Annotated in this window: 19 protein-coding genes; 12 read left to right on the plus strand and 7 right to left on the minus strand. The window is 57.8% G+C overall.

Annotation, left to right across the window (positions count from 1 at the left end; all coding sequences use genetic code 11):
• Positions 1 to 49: 49 nt before the first annotated feature.
• The gene (locus tag IMCC12053_RS11600; RefSeq protein ID WP_062221268.1) at positions 50 to 685 is read right to left on the minus strand and encodes an urease accessory protein UreF; all 636 of its coding nucleotides are present in this window, start codon (positions 683 to 685) and stop codon (positions 50 to 52) included.
• Entirely contained in the window at positions 678 to 1,178 is a 501-nt protein-coding gene (locus IMCC12053_RS11605; protein WP_062219217.1) for an urease accessory protein UreE, read from the minus strand. Before IMCC12053_RS11605 ends, IMCC12053_RS11600 begins: the two co-directional genes overlap by 8 nt.
• Positions 1,179 to 1,252: 74 nt before the next feature.
• Here IMCC12053_RS11605 and IMCC12053_RS11610 point away from each other — a divergent pair, with 74 nt between their 5' ends.
• Together IMCC12053_RS11610 and IMCC12053_RS11615 are read left to right on the plus strand one after the other, a co-directional pair.
• Positions 1,253 to 2,251, plus strand: coding sequence for a hypothetical protein (locus tag IMCC12053_RS11610; RefSeq protein WP_062219219.1), 999 nt, complete (start codon positions 1,253 to 1,255; stop codon positions 2,249 to 2,251).
• A gap of 36 nt (positions 2,252 to 2,287) precedes the next feature.
• Positions 2,288 to 2,671 carry a hypothetical protein gene (locus IMCC12053_RS11615; protein ID WP_062219221.1) on the plus strand — a complete coding sequence of 128 codons (384 nt, stop codon included), beginning with the start codon at positions 2,288 to 2,290 and terminating at the stop codon, positions 2,669 to 2,671.
• Here the strand turns inward: IMCC12053_RS11615 and ureC are convergent.
• From ureC to IMCC12053_RS11640, 5 genes are read right to left on the minus strand one after another with little or no spacing between them, the layout of a single operon-like run.
• The gene (gene ureC, locus IMCC12053_RS11620; RefSeq protein WP_062219224.1) at positions 2,661 to 4,373 is read right to left on the minus strand and encodes an urease subunit alpha; all 1,713 of its coding nucleotides are present in this window, start codon (positions 4,371 to 4,373) and stop codon (positions 2,661 to 2,663) included. The two genes, IMCC12053_RS11615 and ureC, sit on opposite strands and share 11 nt — an antisense overlap.
• An 11-nt stretch (positions 4,374 to 4,384) precedes the next feature.
• The gene (locus IMCC12053_RS11625; protein ID WP_062219225.1) at positions 4,385 to 4,768 is read right to left on the minus strand and encodes a lysozyme inhibitor LprI family protein; all 384 of its coding nucleotides are present in this window, start codon (positions 4,766 to 4,768) and stop codon (positions 4,385 to 4,387) included.
• Entirely contained in the window at positions 4,768 to 5,076 is a 309-nt protein-coding gene (locus tag IMCC12053_RS11630) for an urease subunit beta (protein ID WP_062219227.1), read from the minus strand. The genes IMCC12053_RS11625 and IMCC12053_RS11630 overlap by 1 nt, the downstream gene beginning before the upstream one ends.
• Positions 5,077 to 5,086: 10 nt before the next feature.
• The gene (locus IMCC12053_RS11635) at positions 5,087 to 5,389 is read right to left on the minus strand and encodes an urease subunit gamma (protein WP_062219229.1); all 303 of its coding nucleotides are present in this window, start codon (positions 5,387 to 5,389) and stop codon (positions 5,087 to 5,089) included.
• 13 nt (positions 5,390 to 5,402) lie between these two features.
• Entirely contained in the window at positions 5,403 to 6,239 is an 837-nt protein-coding gene (locus IMCC12053_RS11640; RefSeq protein ID WP_062219231.1) for an urease accessory protein UreD, read from the minus strand.
• A 161-nt stretch (positions 6,240 to 6,400) separates the two neighbouring features.
• Here IMCC12053_RS11640 and pyrC point away from each other — a divergent pair, with 161 nt between their 5' ends.
• The 10 genes from pyrC to IMCC12053_RS11690 all read left to right on the plus strand — a co-directional run bounded on the left by pyrC (position 6,401) and on the right by IMCC12053_RS11690 (position 16,134).
• Positions 6,401 to 7,441, plus strand: a complete 1,041-nt coding sequence (gene pyrC / locus IMCC12053_RS11645) for a dihydroorotase (protein ID WP_062219233.1) — start codon at positions 6,401 to 6,403, stop codon at positions 7,439 to 7,441.
• Between the two features lie 38 nt (positions 7,442 to 7,479).
• Entirely contained in the window at positions 7,480 to 8,160 is a 681-nt protein-coding gene (locus IMCC12053_RS11650; RefSeq protein ID WP_062219234.1) for an orotate phosphoribosyltransferase, read from the plus strand.
• Between the two features lie 247 nt (positions 8,161 to 8,407).
• Positions 8,408 to 9,922 (plus strand): replicative DNA helicase, encoded by a 1,515-nt coding sequence (locus tag IMCC12053_RS11655; protein WP_062221271.1) that lies wholly within the window; start codon positions 8,408 to 8,410, stop codon positions 9,920 to 9,922.
• Positions 9,923 to 10,003: 81 nt separating this feature from the next.
• The gene (gene alr, locus IMCC12053_RS11660; RefSeq protein ID WP_062219236.1) at positions 10,004 to 11,044 is read left to right on the plus strand and encodes an alanine racemase; all 1,041 of its coding nucleotides are present in this window, start codon (positions 10,004 to 10,006) and stop codon (positions 11,042 to 11,044) included.
• Positions 11,041 to 11,832, plus strand: coding sequence for an MlaE family ABC transporter permease (locus tag IMCC12053_RS11665; RefSeq protein ID WP_062219239.1), 792 nt, complete (start codon positions 11,041 to 11,043; stop codon positions 11,830 to 11,832). The genes alr and IMCC12053_RS11665 overlap by 4 nt, the downstream gene beginning before the upstream one ends.
• Positions 11,829 to 12,578, plus strand: a complete 750-nt coding sequence (locus IMCC12053_RS11670; RefSeq protein WP_062219241.1) for an ABC transporter ATP-binding protein — start codon at positions 11,829 to 11,831, stop codon at positions 12,576 to 12,578. Before IMCC12053_RS11665 ends, IMCC12053_RS11670 begins: the two co-directional genes overlap by 4 nt.
• A gap of 184 nt (positions 12,579 to 12,762) precedes the next feature.
• Positions 12,763 to 13,572, plus strand: a complete 810-nt coding sequence (locus IMCC12053_RS11675) for a hypothetical protein (protein WP_062219243.1) — start codon at positions 12,763 to 12,765, stop codon at positions 13,570 to 13,572.
• A 44-nt stretch (positions 13,573 to 13,616) separates the two neighbouring features.
• Positions 13,617 to 14,054, plus strand: coding sequence for a paraquat-inducible protein A (locus IMCC12053_RS11680; RefSeq protein WP_062219245.1), 438 nt, complete (start codon positions 13,617 to 13,619; stop codon positions 14,052 to 14,054).
• A 71-nt stretch (positions 14,055 to 14,125) separates the two neighbouring features.
• Complete coding sequence (gene radA / locus IMCC12053_RS11685) at positions 14,126 to 15,496, plus strand: DNA repair protein RadA (RefSeq protein WP_062219248.1); 1,371 nt, start codon at positions 14,126 to 14,128, stop codon at positions 15,494 to 15,496.
• A gap of 83 nt (positions 15,497 to 15,579) precedes the next feature.
• On the plus strand, positions 15,580 to 16,134 hold the full coding sequence (locus IMCC12053_RS11690) for a CvpA family protein (protein ID WP_062219250.1): 555 nt from the start codon (positions 15,580 to 15,582) through the stop codon (positions 16,132 to 16,134).
• Positions 16,135 to 16,158 lie beyond the last annotated feature (24 nt).

Below are 16,158 nucleotides of genomic sequence, written 5' to 3' on the forward strand. Positions count from 1 at the left end.
TACGACTCCTACGTCTCTTGCGCCACATAGACAGTATGCGCGCGCCGTTTCAGGTTTTAAAAATACGAACGTCCATGTCCTCATGGCGCGCCGATGCCAAATCGGCCGCAAAGGCGCTTGTCGTCAAGGAGGACTGTGTGGCGTGCACCGCGCGCTCGGCCAGTGCGTCAATCAGCGGATGTAATCGCGCAAGGATCACTTGACCGTCCGTTTGCCCCAAGGGCACGAACCGCACCCCCGCGCTGACCAGATTGGACATATAACTCGACAGGTATAGCGCAATGACGGTTTTGGGCGCGAGGTCAAGCGTCCGCGCCGCCAAACCTACGGCCACAGGCAAGGCGCGTGCAGGATACTCAACGCCCGACATCTGACTTACGGTTTTGGCAAACGCCGTCCCTTGTTGGACCGTTTCCTCCCACCGCTCGCGCGTCCCCGCCACGGCCTGCGCCAACTGGGCCATGTCATCCGCATCCGCACCTTGTAGGGTCATCGACAAAAGCCACGCGTCCACTTTACCGCCGCCGATGGTCAGGGTCTGCTCCAACCACGCAAACACATCATCCGCACTGCGCACATGCCCGTCCGAAATGGCCAATTCCAACCCGTGAGAATAGGCAAACGCCCCCACAGGAAACGCAGGCGAAAGCCACTGTGTGAGCGTTAAGAGAGACGCGTCAGTCATGGGAATGATCGTGCGTGTGCGCATGGTCGTGCGCATGGTCATGCGGCGCGCCGTGGTCATGTCCCATCGTTCGGCCATGTCCGTATGCGCCGCCTTCAGGAGAAAACGGGGCCACAATGTCCGACACGTCCGCACCAAGCTGTGCCAACATCGCTTTTAGGACGGGATCGCGTTGAATGATCAGCCGGTCAGATGCAATTTCGCATGGGGTGTGCCGATTGCCGATATGCCACGCATAATTCAACAACGTGCGCCCCGACACCGAAAGCAACGCCTCATCAGCCGCCACAACGGCCACAACGCGTCCGTCCTCCAACAAGAACCCCTGCCCTGCCATGACCGATTGCGTATGGGGCAAATCGACGAAAAACACCTCGCCCGTAGCGCAGGTCAATTTTTTGCGGCGCAACAAGCGCTGATCATAGGTCAATGCGACGCTCAGGCCCGTATCCTGCGCCGCCGCAATCACTTCAAAACATTTCATTGCTGCCATGACCGTTCTTTTCCGTTTTTGTTTTGGTTTTATTAACCGACTCTGTCGCACATTAGCGTTAAGGAGACTTAACCATGACCGACACCTCTATCGACCCTCAGACTAACCTCGCCGCCCTTCGTGCCGTTGACGACCTCGCACACATCCGTGCCCAGATGGCCGACCTCAAAGTGCGCGAAGCCGAACTTTGCGATGAAATTCGCGCCTGCGCAACCGAACGAGACACCGAACAGGTGTCAGGTGCCACAGTTGATGCGAAAATCGAAACCCGCCGCCCAAGGCGCATTGATATTTCAAAGCTCCCTGCTGAAATTATAAGCGATCCTGAAATGTATCGCCGTGATCCCCTCATCCACGTGCTCATCTGGCCAAAACCGCGCGCGCAGCTGACAGAGTCCCTGCCAGAGGTGCAATCACCGCTTATTCACGAACAGGCGGCAATTGGTGCTGACCAGACAGATATGAGCGCTCAAGACCAGATCACGGATGAGCCACATGACGATTTAACAAACATCTTCACGACACCGGACGAAGCTCCGGCGCCCACGCCCGAATTTGCGTCTACGTCTACACCAATGCCTCTCGACGCGGAACCTGACACCAACGATGGGGCAACAGTGGAGGACCGTATTCCGCTTCTCTTGACCAAGGCCATTGCACGCATCACCGCACGCGCGCCGCTAACCATCACGCCTAACATCGAGGCACCCGAGCGCACGGTCAATACACCTACAGTGGACACCATAGAACGCCCAGCTCCACGCGACCTTAGACCCACCGCATTTGCCGCGTTGCAACCGATGGCGGGCCTGAACGATGAACATGTCACCGCTATTTTAGCCGAGACCGACACGCCGCTGTCCAGTGCGCCGATGATGTCCGAACTCGACGAGGCAAAAGCACTCGAGGCCGAGGCAGACGCCCTTTTGGCACGGATCAATGCCGGTGAGGATATCGGCAATGTGCGCCTTTCAGGGCGCTCCACGCACTACAGCTTTGACGACAATGAGACCAACCGTTTTCAAGGCGCGGCCTTTGCCTCTCGCCGCAGTGCTAGCGGCGACGAGAGTTAACCCGTAGCCCCTGCGCGCATTAGAAAGGACACGCAAATGGACCTAAGCCATTCTCCCGTTGACGAGCTTGCGCAACTGCGGCGCAAAATCACTGAACTGCGTGTACGCGAAAGCATGTTGGAGGCCGCGTTCCTGCAAACCCGTGAGACAGGCGTATTTCACGGCTACCGCGCGAATGTGCGCATTGTGCGCAGCCTACAAGATGTCTTTGACATCACGAAACTCCCCGCACAGATCGTGGATGACCCGCAATTTCAATCGACGCGGGTCATCACAAGCGTGCGTATTGAACCGCGCCTAGACGCGCCGCTAGATCTCGTGCGCACACCGCTTCAAGACGCGCCTGCCACCGCGCGCCACCAAGAGGCGATTGATCATCGCCACGATACAAAACGGCCGCTGATCAGCGCTAGAACATAAAGTACCGCTGTGCCATCGGCAGTTCGGTTGCTGGCTCACAGGTCAGTAACTCACCGTCAGCGCGCACCTCGTAGGTTTCTGGGTTAACCTCGATCTGCGGCTTATAGGTGTTCATCACCATCGACGATTTGCCAATGGTGCGCGTGTTTTCGACCGCCACCGTGTCTTTGGCCAATCCCAATTGCGCGCCAATCCCGTCCGCCTGTGCGGCCCCAGACACGAACAACACCGCCGAGCGCTCAACCGCGCGCCCCATCGACCCGAACATCGGACGGGTATAAACGGGTTGCGGCGTTGGAATGGACGCATTCGGGTCGCCCATCTGCGCCACCGCGATCGAGCCACCTAACACGACCATTTCAGGCTTTACCCCAAAAAACGCAGGGTTCCACATCACCAGATCGGCACGTTTTCCGACCTCAAGCGATCCAATATGCGCGCTCATCCCATGCGCAATCGCGGGATTGATCGTGTATTTGGCAATGTAGCGCTTTACACGCACGTTGTCGTTGTCGCCCGTCTCCTGCGCCAAACGCCCGCGCTGTTTCTTCATCTTGTCAGCCGTTTGCCATGTGCGGATCAGCACCTCACCCACGCGCCCCATCGCCTGACTGTCCGAGGCGATGATCGAAAACGCGCCCATGTCGTGCAAGATGTCTTCGGCGGCAATCGTTTCCTTGCGAATACGACTTTCGGCAAAGGCCACATCCTCGGGGATGGATTTGTCGAGGTGGTGACAGACCATGAGCATATCAAGGTGCTCTTCGAGTGTATTGATCGTGTAGGGGCGTGTCGGGTTGGTGGAGGACGGGATCACATGCTCCTCGCCCACAACCTTAATGATATCAGGGGCATGACCGCCGCCCGCGCCCTCGGTATGAAAGGCGTGAATGGTGCGCCCCTTCATCGCAGCAACCGTATTCTCGACAAAGCCGCTTTCATTTAACGTATCGGTGTGGATCATCACTTGGACGTCCATGTCATCGGCTACAGACAGACAACAATCAATCGCGGCAGGTGTCGTTCCCCAATCCTCATGTAGCTTCATCGCGGCGGCCCCTGCGGTGATCATCTCGACCAAGGCTTGGGGTTGCGAGGCATTGCCCTTACCGGCCAGTGCGATGTTCATCGGCACGCCGTCAAGCGCTTGCAACATCCGCCCGATATGCCACGGACCGGGGGTACATGTCGTCGCAAGCGTACCATGCGCCGGACCGGTGCCACCGCCGAGCATGGTCGTCACTCCCGAATGCAGGGCATCGTCAATCTGTTGCGGGCAAATGAAATGGATATGACTGTCAAAGCCGCCAGCGGTGACAATGCGCCCCTCACCCGCGATGACTTCGGTTCCCGGCCCCACAACGATACTGATGTTGGGTTGCGTATCGGGATTACCCGCCTTGCCAATCGCCGCGATACGTCCGCCACGCAGGCCAATGTCGGCCTTGAAAATGCCCGTGACGTCCACGATCAGCGCGTTGGTGATGACTGTATCCACAGCCCCCTGAGCGCGCGAAAACTGGGACTGTCCCATGCCATCGCGGATCACTTTGCCGCCGCCGAATTTGACCTCTTCGCCATATGGCCCCGTGAGGTCGCGCTCGACCTCGATGATCAAATCTGTATCGGCCAAGCGTACTTTGTCGCCAGTGGTCGGGCCAAACATATCGGCATAGGTCGCGCGGGAAATAAGTGCAGGCATGGTCGTCCCTCTCAATTCATCTCGTAGACGGCGCGCATCTCTTCGGTGCGTTGGCGCGTCAGGTGTTCTTTGCATCCGTGGATGATTAGCGGCTGAATTGATCCGCCCTCATAGGCTGATCCTTCGGCAATACAGGCGGCATCACGGTAGGGAATCCATGCGCGTTGCGCCGCACGAAGGGCATTGGCCGCCTCACCACTCCACCCTTTGGCGACATCCATCGCCCAGCCATAAGTATCGTTCAAATCCTCATCCGCAGCGATGTAGGCGCGCAACGCACAGTGGTTCATCTCATACTGATTAATCGCGTTTGAGCAGTCGATATCATCGGGTGTAGCCTGTTGCGCCGAGGCGGACCCCGCCACGACACACAGCGCGATCACACATGCCCGCATCACGCCAATCCCCCCATAATCTTTGCGTTGAACCCGAACACTTCGCGGTTGCCAGAGAGTGGCACCAAATCGACCTCGCGAGTTTGACCGGGCTCAAAGCGTACGGCGGTGCCCGCCGCAATATCAAGGCGCTGCCCCAAGGCCGCAGGGCGATCAAACGCCAGCGCCGTATTCGTCTCAAAAAAGTGGTAGTGACTGCCCACTTGCACGGGGCGATCCCCTGTATTGGCCACTGTAATGGTGGTTACGGGCGCGCCCCCGTTCAACTCGATGTCGCCCTCAGCGACGAAATACTCTCCGGGGATCATAGGCGTCTCCTTAGCGAATGGGGTGATGAACGGTGACAAGTTTAGTGCCATCGGGGAACGTGGCCTCGACCTGCACATCGTGGATCATCTCCGAAATACCGTCCATGCATTGCGCCTTTGTCACCACATGCGCCGCCGCGTGCATCAAATCGGAGACCATCCGACCATCCCGCGCGCCCTCGACCACGAAATCGGTGATAAGCGCAATGGCCTCTGGGTGGTTGAGTTTCACACCGCGCTCCAGACGCCCGCGCGCCACCATAGCGGCAAGCGAAATCAACAGCTTGTCCTTTTCCCTCGGTGTCAGGTTCATCAGTCTTCCTTTTTCACAGTTGCCAAACACGCGGCAATGGCCCGTGTCGTAGATGGTCAAGTGCGCGGGCCACATAGCGGCGCAGCGGATATCCGTCGGCGGCCATCGCGCGAATAATCAATTTGCCGTTCCAGCCCGAAACACCCGCACTCACGCCCTCTTGGGTCAGGGATTTCAAACTGTCGGCGAGATCCTGTGCGCCTTGGGCGAACACGCCAATGGTCGCAATCGCACGCGCCCCGCCAAGCGTTACCGCATGATGACGCATCGCCAATGTGTCGGCGTCGAATTCAAGCGGCTCAAGATACTCAAGGCGTCCTGCGCGGTGCACCTCGCGGCGATCGCGAAACCGCAGGCTCTCTACCGTCTCGCCCATCGCGGCACGGCCCAACACAAGACTTTCGACAAAGACAAAGCGGCTATCGGCGGCAATCTGTGCGCGGGTCACCCGCGACAAGCGCGATTTGTCAAAGAGGATCGTCTCTTGCGGCAACCAGTCAAGCCGCGCGCCACATCCCGCTTTGAGCGAAATAGCCACCTCGGCGTCCGCGCCCTGCGCCACGCCGGCATAGGCGCGCTCGGCCGTTTGCGATGTGCCGACAAGTGCGCCGCCCGCCTCCACCTCCAACGTGTAATCAAGGCGATCACCGGCCGTGAGCCCGCCGGACGTATTCAAAAATACCACCTCAGGGACTGGCCCGTGGATCTTTGGCAGCATCGCCTTTGCCGACCCCGCCTGATACAAATCGCGCAGGCCAGTCGCTCCCATCACCACACGCGCAACGCCGCGCACCCGCTGCATCGGAGCCGCGTGACGCGGGGCGTCAGATGTCAAATGAGAGTCGAGCATTGGGCCTCCAGATTGCTCGCACGCTATCCCCGCGCGGCGACCGATCACAATGGGACGAGGCCATAGTTGCAGACGCCAAGGCGCATTTTTCGACCGCTTGCTCAAAAAATAGGCACAAAGCCCCACTAGCGCTTTTCTCGCGAACGCGGTAAGCGATAAGCATGACCGATATACTCACGATCCGCCGCCCCGATGACTGGCACTTGCACTTGCGCGATGGCGCAATGCTTGAGGCCGTCTTGCCCGAAACAGCGCGCCATTTTGCCCGTGCCATCATCATGCCGAACCTTGTGCCCCCCGTGGTCACCAGTGCGGATGCGAGTGCGTACCGCGAACGCATTTTGGCCGCCGCACCCGGCGTTGGCACGTTCGAGCCGCTGATGACGCTGTACCTCACCGAGGACACAGACGCCGATGACGTGGCCAGCGCGCACGCAAGCGGGTTGATCAAAGCTGTGAAGCTATACCCCGCCGGAGCCACCACAAATTCCGCCTCAGGCGTCGCGAACTTTGAAAACGTGCGCGCCGTGCTGGAAAAGATGGCCCAGATCGGATTGCCGTTGTGCATCCACGGCGAAGTTGTCACGCCTGACGTCGATATTTTCGACCGCGAGAAAGTGTTCATCGAGACCGTTCTCGATCCGATCCGCCGCGCAAACCCTGATCTCAAAGTGGTGATGGAACATATCACCACCAAAGACGGTGTGGATTACGCGCGCTCTGGCGGCAAAAACCTTGGTGCGACCATCACTACGCATCACCTTGTGATCAACCGCAACCACATCCTCGTGGGCGGGATCAAACCGCATTACTATTGCCTGCCCGTGGCCAAACGCGAGACGCACCGTCTGGCTTTGGTCGAGGCGGCAACATCCGGCGACAGCACGTTCTTTCTTGGCACCGATAGTGCGCCGCATCTGGATGGGGCAAAAGAAACGGCCTGTGGCTGTGCGGGGTGTTTCACCGCGACCAACACAATGTCGATCCTTGCAGAAGTCTTTGAAAAAGAGGGCAAGCTCGACAGGTTGGAGGCCTTCACGTCGATGAACGGGCCGAATTTCTACGGGTTGCCGATCAATGAGACGACGATCACCCTGACAAAGGGTGACCCCGTGCCATATCCCGCCAAAATCACCACGCCAGACGGGCCACTGACCCTGTTTGACCCGCAAATGCCGCTCCATTGGAGTATTGAGGCGTAACGCCTCTCGCGATCAAAGATTAGACCAAGGACCACACCATGATCCCCTCCTCCTTTCCCGATAGCACCGAAATCGCCCGCCTGACTGCGCGGATGCTCCTTGAAATTGGTGCTGTCAATTTTCGCCCTGCCGATCCGTTTATCTTGGCCTCGGGTCTACCGTCCCCCACCTATATCGACTGTCGCAAGCTGATTTCGTATCCGCGTATCCGCTCGACCTTGATGGATTTCCTCACGGTCGAAACCATGCGCGTGGCGGGTTTTGAAGCCTTTGACAACATCGCCGGCGGAGAAACAGCGGGCATTCCGTTTGCAGCGCTTGTGGCGGAACGCATGGCCCTGCCGATGACCTATGTGCGCAAAAAGCCCAAAGGATACGGGCGCGGCGCGCGTATCGAGGGTGATATGTCCGAGGGTCAGCGCGTATTGTTGGTTGAGGATTTGACCACTGATGGCGGATCAAAGCTATCGTTCGTTGATGCCATCCGCGACACGGGAGCGACATGCGCATGGACAGCCGTTATTTTCTATTACGGCATTTTCCCAGAGACGGAAAAAACACTCGGCGACCACGGCGTTGGCCTGATTAGCCTGTGCACATGGTGGGACGTTTTGGCCGAGGCCAAGGCACAAGGATCATTTGACGCCGCCACATTGGCCGAAGTCGAGAAATTCCTGAACGCACCGCGCGAATGGCAAGAGGCGAACAAGACATCCTAAGAGCAAAAGGATAGATCAAAAGAATGGCCGCGCTCGCCCGAGTGCGGCTTTTCCATTTGAGCACTTGGACTTAGCTCAATTCCGCACCCAGCGCGGCGAGTTATCCACAAAACATACATTTTGAAACCGCGCGCGTAGACCGTTAAGACACGTCAACGCCGCGACACCTGCGAGTCGCGCAGTCACGAGATTTGGGGTAGGTACGATGGACGATTACGCGGATATGGATCGGGGCGAGCCAGGCCCGATGGACCAAGGCGCACCAAGTCCCGCACCACAAACCGATGCCCCCGCCAAAGGGGCAATCATATCCTCCTATGCGGGTGCCGTCCCCCACAACATCGAGGCCGAACAACAGTTGCTTGGTGCGCTTTTGACCAACAACGAGGTCTACGACAAAATCGCGTCGATCATCACCAACGAACATTTTTACGATCCGGTGCACCGCGACATTTTTGACAAAGCGGCCGAACGTATTTCGAAAAACATGCTCGCCTCTCCCGTAACGCTCAAGGCGTATATGGAAGACCACGAGGGATTGCGTGAACTGGGCGGGCCGTCCTATTTGGCCAAACTCGCAGCATCCGCGATCTCGACCTATGCTGTGCGCGACTATGCGCAACTGATTTACGATCTGTTCTTGCGCCGCCAGTTGATCGAGCTTGGCCATGAGATCGCGGGGGCCGCCACATCAGGCAGCGATACGCGTGACCCAACAGAGCAAATCGTCGCCGCCGAACAGCGCCTGTATTCACTGGCCGAACAAGGCAAAAGTGATACCGGGTTCCAGTCGTTTCTCTCTGCGGTCACTGAGGCCGTTCAATCAGCCAACACTGCGTATGAACGCGGGGGCGGCATGGCCGGAATTGCCACGCAACTCTCTGATCTTGATCGAAAAATGGGCGGATTGCACAAATCCGACTTGATCATTTTGGCGGGGCGCCCATCGATGGGGAAAACCTCGCTGGCCACCAACATCGCCTACAACGTGGCCAAGACCTACAAAAAGGGCACGCTCCATGACGGCACAATTGGCGCGGTCGAGGGCGGCGTTGTCGGCTTTTACTCGCTAGAGATGAGCGCCGAACAGTTGGCCGCGCGTATTTTGGCCGAAGCCTCCGAAATTTCGTCGCACAAAATCCGTCAGGGTGACATGACGGAGGATGAATTCCGCCGCTTTGTCGACGCCGCAAAGACGCTTGAATCCTGCCCGCTGTATATCGATGACACGCCTGCCCTACCCATCTCGCAATTGGCGGCGCGCGCGCGGCGCTTGCAACGGACGCACGGACTTGACGTGCTGATCGTCGACTACTTGCAACTGGTGCGCGGCACCGCCGCGACCCAAGGCAACCGCGTGCAAGAAATCGGTGAGATTTCGATGGGCCTCAAAGCGATTGCAAAGGAACTCAACGTTCCCGTCATCGCGCTGTCGCAGCTATCGCGGATGGTTGAAAGCCGTGAGGACAAACGCCCGCAACTCTCAGACCTTCGTGAATCCGGCTCGATCGAGCAAGACGCGGATGTGGTGATGTTCGTGTTCCGTGAGGAGTATTATATCGAGCGCGAAAAGCCGTCCGATGATGATCCGAACTTTGCCGAATGGCAGGACAAAATGAACCGGCTGTACGGCAAGGCCGAGGTTATTTTGGGCAAGCAACGCCACGGCCCGATTGGGTCGGTGGGTCTTAGTTTCGAGGCGGAGTTTACCCGTTTTGGCAACCTCGCACAGCCATGGCAAGAACGTCCCGACGAGTATTAAACTCCACACAAAGCGCAGCAGTTTCTGACGTGGGCGATTTTGGCTTGCGTCAGACCGTGAGCGGCGTCAAAACACACCCCCATGGGTACATCTGTTTTACATATCGATCTGAATGCGCTGCGCGACAACTGGCGCGCCCTTGACGCGCTATCTGCTCCACACGTCGAAACCGCTGCGGTGGTCAAGGCCAACGGATATGGCATAGGGTCGGCCAAAGCCGCACGCGCCTTGCAAAAAGCGGGCGTTAAGACCTTCTTTGTCGCCGCTGTCGAAGAGGGTGTGACACTACGAGAGGCCCTTGGCCCCGACCCTGAAATTTGTATCTTTGGCGGGCATATGGCGGGCGATACCGACATGATCGCGGATATGCATCTGACACCTATGCTCAATTCGCTTGAGCAAACCACGCGTCATTTTGAGGCCCTTGCTGGTCATCCGTTTGGCATTCAGTTGGACAGCGGCATGAACCGCCTCGGGATGGAGCCCGCCGAATGGGACGCGATAAAAGAGATCGTGATACAGGCGGGGCCGCGCCTTGTCATGAGCCATCTGGCCTGCGCCGATGAGCCTGATCATCCGATGAACGCCCAACAACTGGCGAGCTTTCGGGATATGACTGACGGGTTGCCTGTGCGGCGTGCATTGTCGGCTACGGGCGGCATTCTGCTTGGGGCAGACTACCATTTCGACCTCGTGCGACCCGGAATTGGCCTTTATGGCGGTTTGCCATTTGAGGACGCCAAACCCGTTGTGCGCGTTGAGTGCCCCGTGATCCAAATCCGCGATGTAGCGACAGGCGAAACCGCAGGCTACGGCAATGCATGGACAGCCGAGCGCCCCTCACGGATCGCAACAATTGCCGCAGGCTATGCCGATGGTATTTTGCGGGCTATTTCCAACAATGCGGTTTTGTTTGAGGGCGACACCCCCTGTCCCCTCGTTGGTCGCGTCTCGATGGATTTGATCACCGTGGATGTGACCCACTTGCCCCACGCCCCTCGCTCGCTCGATCTGATATGTGCACATCAAACCGTGGACGAATTGGCGCTCAATGCGGACACCATCGGCTATGAAATCCTGACGTCCCTCGGCGGGCGCTACGCGCGGCGATATATCGGATGACCCTGACCTTGATCACACGGCCCTTGGCGGGCTTGGGTGCGACTGTTTTGGGCGCATTGGCTCTCATCGGGCGGGTCACGTTGTTTGCCCTCTCCACTGCGCGTCACATTGTAACGCCGCCGTTTTATACCCGCGAGTTTTTGCACGCGCTGCTTCACATCGGCTATCTGTCGCTGCCTGTGGTGGGTCTAACCGCGTTCTTCACGGGTGGCGCATTGGCGTTGCAAATCTATGCAGGTGGTTCACGTTTTTCTGCCGAAGCGGTGGTGCCGCAAATTGTGGCGATCGGTATGGTGCGTGAACTTGGCCCTGTGCTTGTCGGTCTTATGGTTGCCGCACGTGTCACGGCATCTGTGGCCGCCGAAATAGCGACAATGAAAGTGACCGAACAGATCGACGCGCTTGTCACCCTGTCCACGCACCCGATGAAATACCTCACCGCACCACGCGTTTTGGCGGGGCTGTTGACTGTGCCTATTTTGGTCGGCGTAGGTGATATTATCGGCATCTTTGGCGGCTGGCTGGTTGCGACGAAATCCCTCGACTTCAACGCGGTCACCTATCTGCGCAACACCATCGACTTTCTGGAAATGCCCGACATCGTGTCCTCGCTCGTCAAAGGCTCGGTTTTTGGCGGCATCGCCACGTTGATGGGCTGTTATTTCGGAATGGAATCGGGACGCGGCGCGCAGGGCGTGGGCCAAGCAACAAAGTCGTCCGTTGTCGCCGCCGCCGTTCTCATTCTGGCTGCAAACTTCCTCCTCACACAGGCGTTCTTTTCAGTATGATAGAGTTAGAGAATGTCCATAAATCCTTTGGCTCCAAACAGATTTTGCGTGGGGTCAACCTATCAGTCGAAAAGGGCGAGAGCCTTGTGATTATTGGCGGCTCGGGCATGGGCAAGTCGGTGACACTCAAATGCGTTCTTGGCCTCATTCAACCCGATCAGGGCATCATTCGTGTCAACGGTGAGGATGTGACGAAAACAGGCGACAGAGATGCGTTTTTAGCCCGCTTTGGGATGCTATTTCAGGGGGCAGCCCTGTTTGACAGTATGCCGGTTTGGCAAAACGTCGCGTTTCGCTTGCTGCGCGGGTCGCTCAAACGGCCCAAGGACGAGGCCAAAGAGATCGCGATTGAAAAGCTGCGGCGTGTTGGCCTCACACCCGATGTCGCAGAGTTGTTTCCCGCCGAATTGTCGGGCGGCATGCAAAAGCGTGTGGGCCTTGCCCGCGCCATTGCAACCGATCCTGCGATCATCTTTTTCGATGAACCAACCACGGGCCTTGATCCGATCATGGCGGGCGTGATCAACGATTTGATCCGCGAGATCGTGGAGGAAATGGGCGCAACGGCGATGACCATCACACATGATATGACCTCGGTGCGCGCCATTGCCGATAAGGTTGCAATGTTGCACGCGGGAAAGATCCGGTGGTGTGGCCCTGTCTCGCAGATGGACACCGCCGACGATCCGTATCTGCATCAATTCATCACAGGGTCCGCTGACGGTCCGATCGAAACTGTCCGCTAAGTCACGCGGTGACATTGTAGGGGCGTTTCGGGGGCCGCGGCGGCTCTTTGTTTCCGTCTTGGAAACAAAGGTTGAATTTACCTCATACCATTGAATTAATAGCACAAAAAACGCCGATTCAGACATTGATTTGTCGCAGATTCTCAACGAAAATTAACCCTGTTTGGTTTTAGGGGTAACGAGAATGTCGGATGTACAGCCGAGCGACGATTGGGAAACCGGTCCGCTGCTTCAGCATATTTTTCAAACAATGACGATGTGGGGCGTGATCGCGGCGGCGGTGATGGCATGGGGCGCAGTTATTGCATCCGCAACGCAGCTTTGGCCATGGATCGGTCTCGACATGCGGTTCGGCTCAGACACCGTTTTTGATGCGGGGCCGTACGTGCAAATCGGCATTGCGATCTTGCTCACCGCGCTATGTACATACCTGCCAAGTGTGGCGCGGATGCTCTCGCTTGAGCGCTCGCACCGTAGGTTTTCTGTGACGATGGACGATGTGGTGCGCGCCTATCAGATCAGTCACCGCTCGGATCGTGGGCGCGCCTTTGCTCTGTCGTCCGAATTTGACTCTGTGCGTGAACGCCTGTTGCACATGCGCGATCACCCAGACCTGTCACGGTTGGAACCCGAGATTTTGGAACTGGCAGCTCAGATGTCACATACGACACGGAACTTTGCCGATTTGTATTCCGATGAACGCCTTGAGCGGGCACGCGCCTTTCTCAAAGAGCGCCAACACGAACTCAACGCGTTTCAAGAAAAACTCACAATGGCGCTGTCGGTCACCCAAGAGTTGCGACGCTGGCAAGACGATGTCGAGGCATCCGAACGCGAAGCCAATCGCCAAATGGACGTGTTGGAAAAGGATCTGCGCGAGATTCTCCCTTCGCTTGGGTACGAGTTGGATGATCCCGCGACCCTAACCGACGATGATCACAAGGTTGTCCCCCTCCAAGGCGCGACAAGCACCTCCAAAGAACGCAAAACCTGATATGCGGGCTTGAACTGGCGCGGCTCAAACGGCATCTGAAGAGGATGTCGCCCCTTCGCCTCGCCAACCTGTCTCTTTTGATTGCCTTTCCGATCGGATGGGGGGCGCCGCTGTTGCGCGCTGGGTTTCTCCCGCTGTTTGGATTGTCGGAAATCTCGGTCCTGTCTGGCGTGGCAAGCCTTTGGCAAACGGACATCCTGCTTGCCCTTCTTGTGATCGTCCTCGCCATGGTCGCCCCCATCGCTAAGGTTCTCACACTTGAGGGCGTACTCTCGAACCGCCTTCCGGTACGGATAAAGCCATGGTTGTTTCATCTGGGCCGACTGGCCATGGCAGATGTATTTTTAATCGCGATCTACATCACGGTGGCCAAAGGCATCGGCATTGGCCGCCTCGAAGTGGCGTGGGGAATGTATCTGTTTACGGCTTGCGTTGTGACCTCATTGGCTCTGAGTCTGATCTCCGCACGAAAGCAGACTTGAAGCAGGGCGACTTGCGCGGGTAGAACAACACAACCAACTCAAACGATCGACGCGTATCCACAGGAGCCGACATGGCCAAAGCCCAAAAGAATTACGTGTGCAGTAAATGCGCCGCAGTCACGACAAAATGGTCAGGGCGCTGTGATGAATGTGGCGAGTGGAACACCATCGCCGAAGAAAAGCCGCTATCGACATCTGGTCCGACCAAGAAAAGTTTGGGCGGGATGCGCGGCAAGCCTGTGCCGCTGTCCGATCTGTCCACCAAAGACGCGCCTCCGCCGCGCACCTCCTCGGGCATCGCCGAACTGGACCGCGTGTTGGGCGGCGGTCTGGTCCCTGCCTCGGCCATTTTGGTGGGCGGCGATCCGGGCATCGGCAAATCCACGCTCCTGCTGCAAGCGGCGGCACAATTCGCGCTTGAAGGTCTCAAGGTCATTTATGTCTCGGGTGAGGAATCCGCCGCCCAAGTGCGGATGCGCGCACAACGTCTTGGCCTTGGGGGCGCGCCGGTCAAACTGGCCGCAGAGACCAATTTGCGCGATATTTTGACCACGATGGAGGCCGAAGAGCCCGACTTGGTTATCATCGACTCCATCCAAACCATGTGGGCAGACAATGTGGAAAGCGCCCCAGGGTCCGTGAGCCAAGTGCGCGCCGCCGCCCACGAATTGACGACATTTGCCAAAACGCGCGGCGTCTCCGTGGTCCTTGTCGGGCATGTCACCAAAGACGGGCAACTCGCGGGTCCGCGTGTAGTCGAACACATGGTTGATACCGTTTTGTATTTCGAGGGCGAGCGCGGGCACCATTTCCGCCTATTGCGGGCCGTCAAAAACCGCTTTGGTCCCTCCAACGAGATTGGCGTATTCGAGATGACGGGTGACGGGTTGCGCGAGGTCAAAAACCCCTCCGCGCTGTTTTTATCCGAGCGCGATGAACCCGCCCCGGGATCGGTGGTCTTCGCGGGCATCGAGGGCACGCGCCCCGTGTTGGTCGAATTCCAAGCCCTCGTCGCCCCCTCGCCGCACGCCCAAGCGCGGCGCACCGTTGTGGGATGGGACGGGGGCCGTTTGGCGATGATCCTCGCCGTCTTGGAAAGCCGGTGTTCGATTCCCTTTGCGGGGCTGGATGTCTATCTCAATGTGGCGGGCGGCATGAAAGTGTCCGAACCCGCTGCTGATCTGGCGGTTGCCACGGCGTTGCTCTCAGCACGCGAAGATGTCGCCGTCCCAAAGGATTGTGTGGTATTCGGGGAACTTTCGCTGTCGGGTAGCCTCAGACCCGTCAACCAAACCGAAAACAGGTTGAAAGAAGCCAAAAAACTTGGTTTTTCATCCGCAATCCTCCCTGCGCGCTCGAAAGCCGCAGAAAAGAGCGGTATGAGCCTGAGGCAAATGACCGATTTGGTCAATTTCGTCGGGGAAGTGTTCGGCGCGGGCTAACCCCTCGTCGGTGTAATTGTACGGCGCAACGGTGTAGCGCTTAAAGACTGCTCCAATTGGAGCCAGATAAGGAACGAGACGGCATGGAAGGCTTTACACTCATCGACGGGATCGTCGCACTGGTGATCATCGTGTCTGCGCTTTTGGCCTATTCGCGCGGGTTCGTCCGCGAGGGCATGGCAATTGCGGGTTGGGTGGTTGCGGCAATATTAGGCTATGCGCTCGGCCCCAAGGCCGTGCCATTGGTGTCCGAAGTGCCTGTTCTGGGCGATTACATCCGAGACAGCTGTGAATTGTCGACCCTTACGGGATTTTTCGCCGTGTTTGCGGTGGCGCTAATCGTTGTGTCAATCTTTACGCCGCTGTTTTCCTCCGTCATCCAACGCTCGGCATTGGGCGGGATTGATCAGGGGCTTGGGTTCGTGTTCGGGGTCATCCGTGGCATCATTTTGGTTGCCATTGCATTGGTCATCGTGGACCGCGTCACCACTGGTGATCCGATTGAAATGTTGGAGAACTCGCGCACATCAAAGGTTTTTGCCCGCTCCCAAGAACGGCTGGAAAGCAGTTTGCCCGATGATGCCCCGGGTTGGATTACTCAACGCTATGAGAGCCTTGTCAGCACCTGCTCCGAGTAATCTCTCTTTGAGATCTGAAATTTT

Origin of the sequence: Celeribacter marinus (assembly GCF_001308265.1) — a bacterium.
Classification (GTDB): domain Bacteria; phylum Pseudomonadota; class Alphaproteobacteria; order Rhodobacterales; family Rhodobacteraceae; genus Celeribacter; species Celeribacter marinus.

Excerpts from the sequence above, each read along its gene's own strand:
- IMCC12053_RS11600 (WP_062221268.1), bottom strand. The coding sequence starts at position 685 with ATGACTGACGCGTCTCTCTTAACGCTCACACAGTGGCTTTCGCCTGCG.
- IMCC12053_RS11605 (WP_062219217.1), bottom strand. The coding sequence starts at position 1,178 with ATGGCAGCAATGAAATGTTTTGAAGTGATTGCGGCGGCGCAGGATACG.
- IMCC12053_RS11610 (WP_062219219.1), top strand. The coding sequence starts at position 1,253 with ATGACCGACACCTCTATCGACCCTCAGACTAACCTCGCCGCCCTTCGT.
- IMCC12053_RS11615 (WP_062219221.1), top strand. The coding sequence starts at position 2,288 with ATGGACCTAAGCCATTCTCCCGTTGACGAGCTTGCGCAACTGCGGCGC.
- ureC (WP_062219224.1), bottom strand. The coding sequence starts at position 4,373 with ATGCCTGCACTTATTTCCCGCGCGACCTATGCCGATATGTTTGGCCCG.
- IMCC12053_RS11625 (WP_062219225.1), bottom strand. The coding sequence starts at position 4,768 with ATGCGGGCATGTGTGATCGCGCTGTGTGTCGTGGCGGGGTCCGCCTCG.
- IMCC12053_RS11630 (WP_062219227.1), bottom strand. The coding sequence starts at position 5,076 with ATGATCCCCGGAGAGTATTTCGTCGCTGAGGGCGACATCGAGTTGAAC.
- IMCC12053_RS11635 (WP_062219229.1), bottom strand. The coding sequence starts at position 5,389 with ATGAACCTGACACCGAGGGAAAAGGACAAGCTGTTGATTTCGCTTGCC.
- IMCC12053_RS11640 (WP_062219231.1), bottom strand. The coding sequence starts at position 6,239 with ATGCTCGACTCTCATTTGACATCTGACGCCCCGCGTCACGCGGCTCCG.
- pyrC (WP_062219233.1), top strand. The coding sequence starts at position 6,401 with ATGACCGATATACTCACGATCCGCCGCCCCGATGACTGGCACTTGCAC.
- IMCC12053_RS11650 (WP_062219234.1), top strand. The coding sequence starts at position 7,480 with ATGATCCCCTCCTCCTTTCCCGATAGCACCGAAATCGCCCGCCTGACT.
- IMCC12053_RS11655 (WP_062221271.1), top strand. The coding sequence starts at position 8,408 with ATGGACCAAGGCGCACCAAGTCCCGCACCACAAACCGATGCCCCCGCC.
- alr (WP_062219236.1), top strand. The coding sequence starts at position 10,004 with ATGGGTACATCTGTTTTACATATCGATCTGAATGCGCTGCGCGACAAC.
- IMCC12053_RS11665 (WP_062219239.1), top strand. The coding sequence starts at position 11,041 with ATGACCCTGACCTTGATCACACGGCCCTTGGCGGGCTTGGGTGCGACT.
- IMCC12053_RS11670 (WP_062219241.1), top strand. The coding sequence starts at position 11,829 with ATGATAGAGTTAGAGAATGTCCATAAATCCTTTGGCTCCAAACAGATT.
- IMCC12053_RS11675 (WP_062219243.1), top strand. The coding sequence starts at position 12,763 with ATGTCGGATGTACAGCCGAGCGACGATTGGGAAACCGGTCCGCTGCTT.
- IMCC12053_RS11680 (WP_062219245.1), top strand. The coding sequence starts at position 13,617 with ATGTCGCCCCTTCGCCTCGCCAACCTGTCTCTTTTGATTGCCTTTCCG.
- radA (WP_062219248.1), top strand. The coding sequence starts at position 14,126 with ATGGCCAAAGCCCAAAAGAATTACGTGTGCAGTAAATGCGCCGCAGTC.
- IMCC12053_RS11690 (WP_062219250.1), top strand. The coding sequence starts at position 15,580 with ATGGAAGGCTTTACACTCATCGACGGGATCGTCGCACTGGTGATCATC.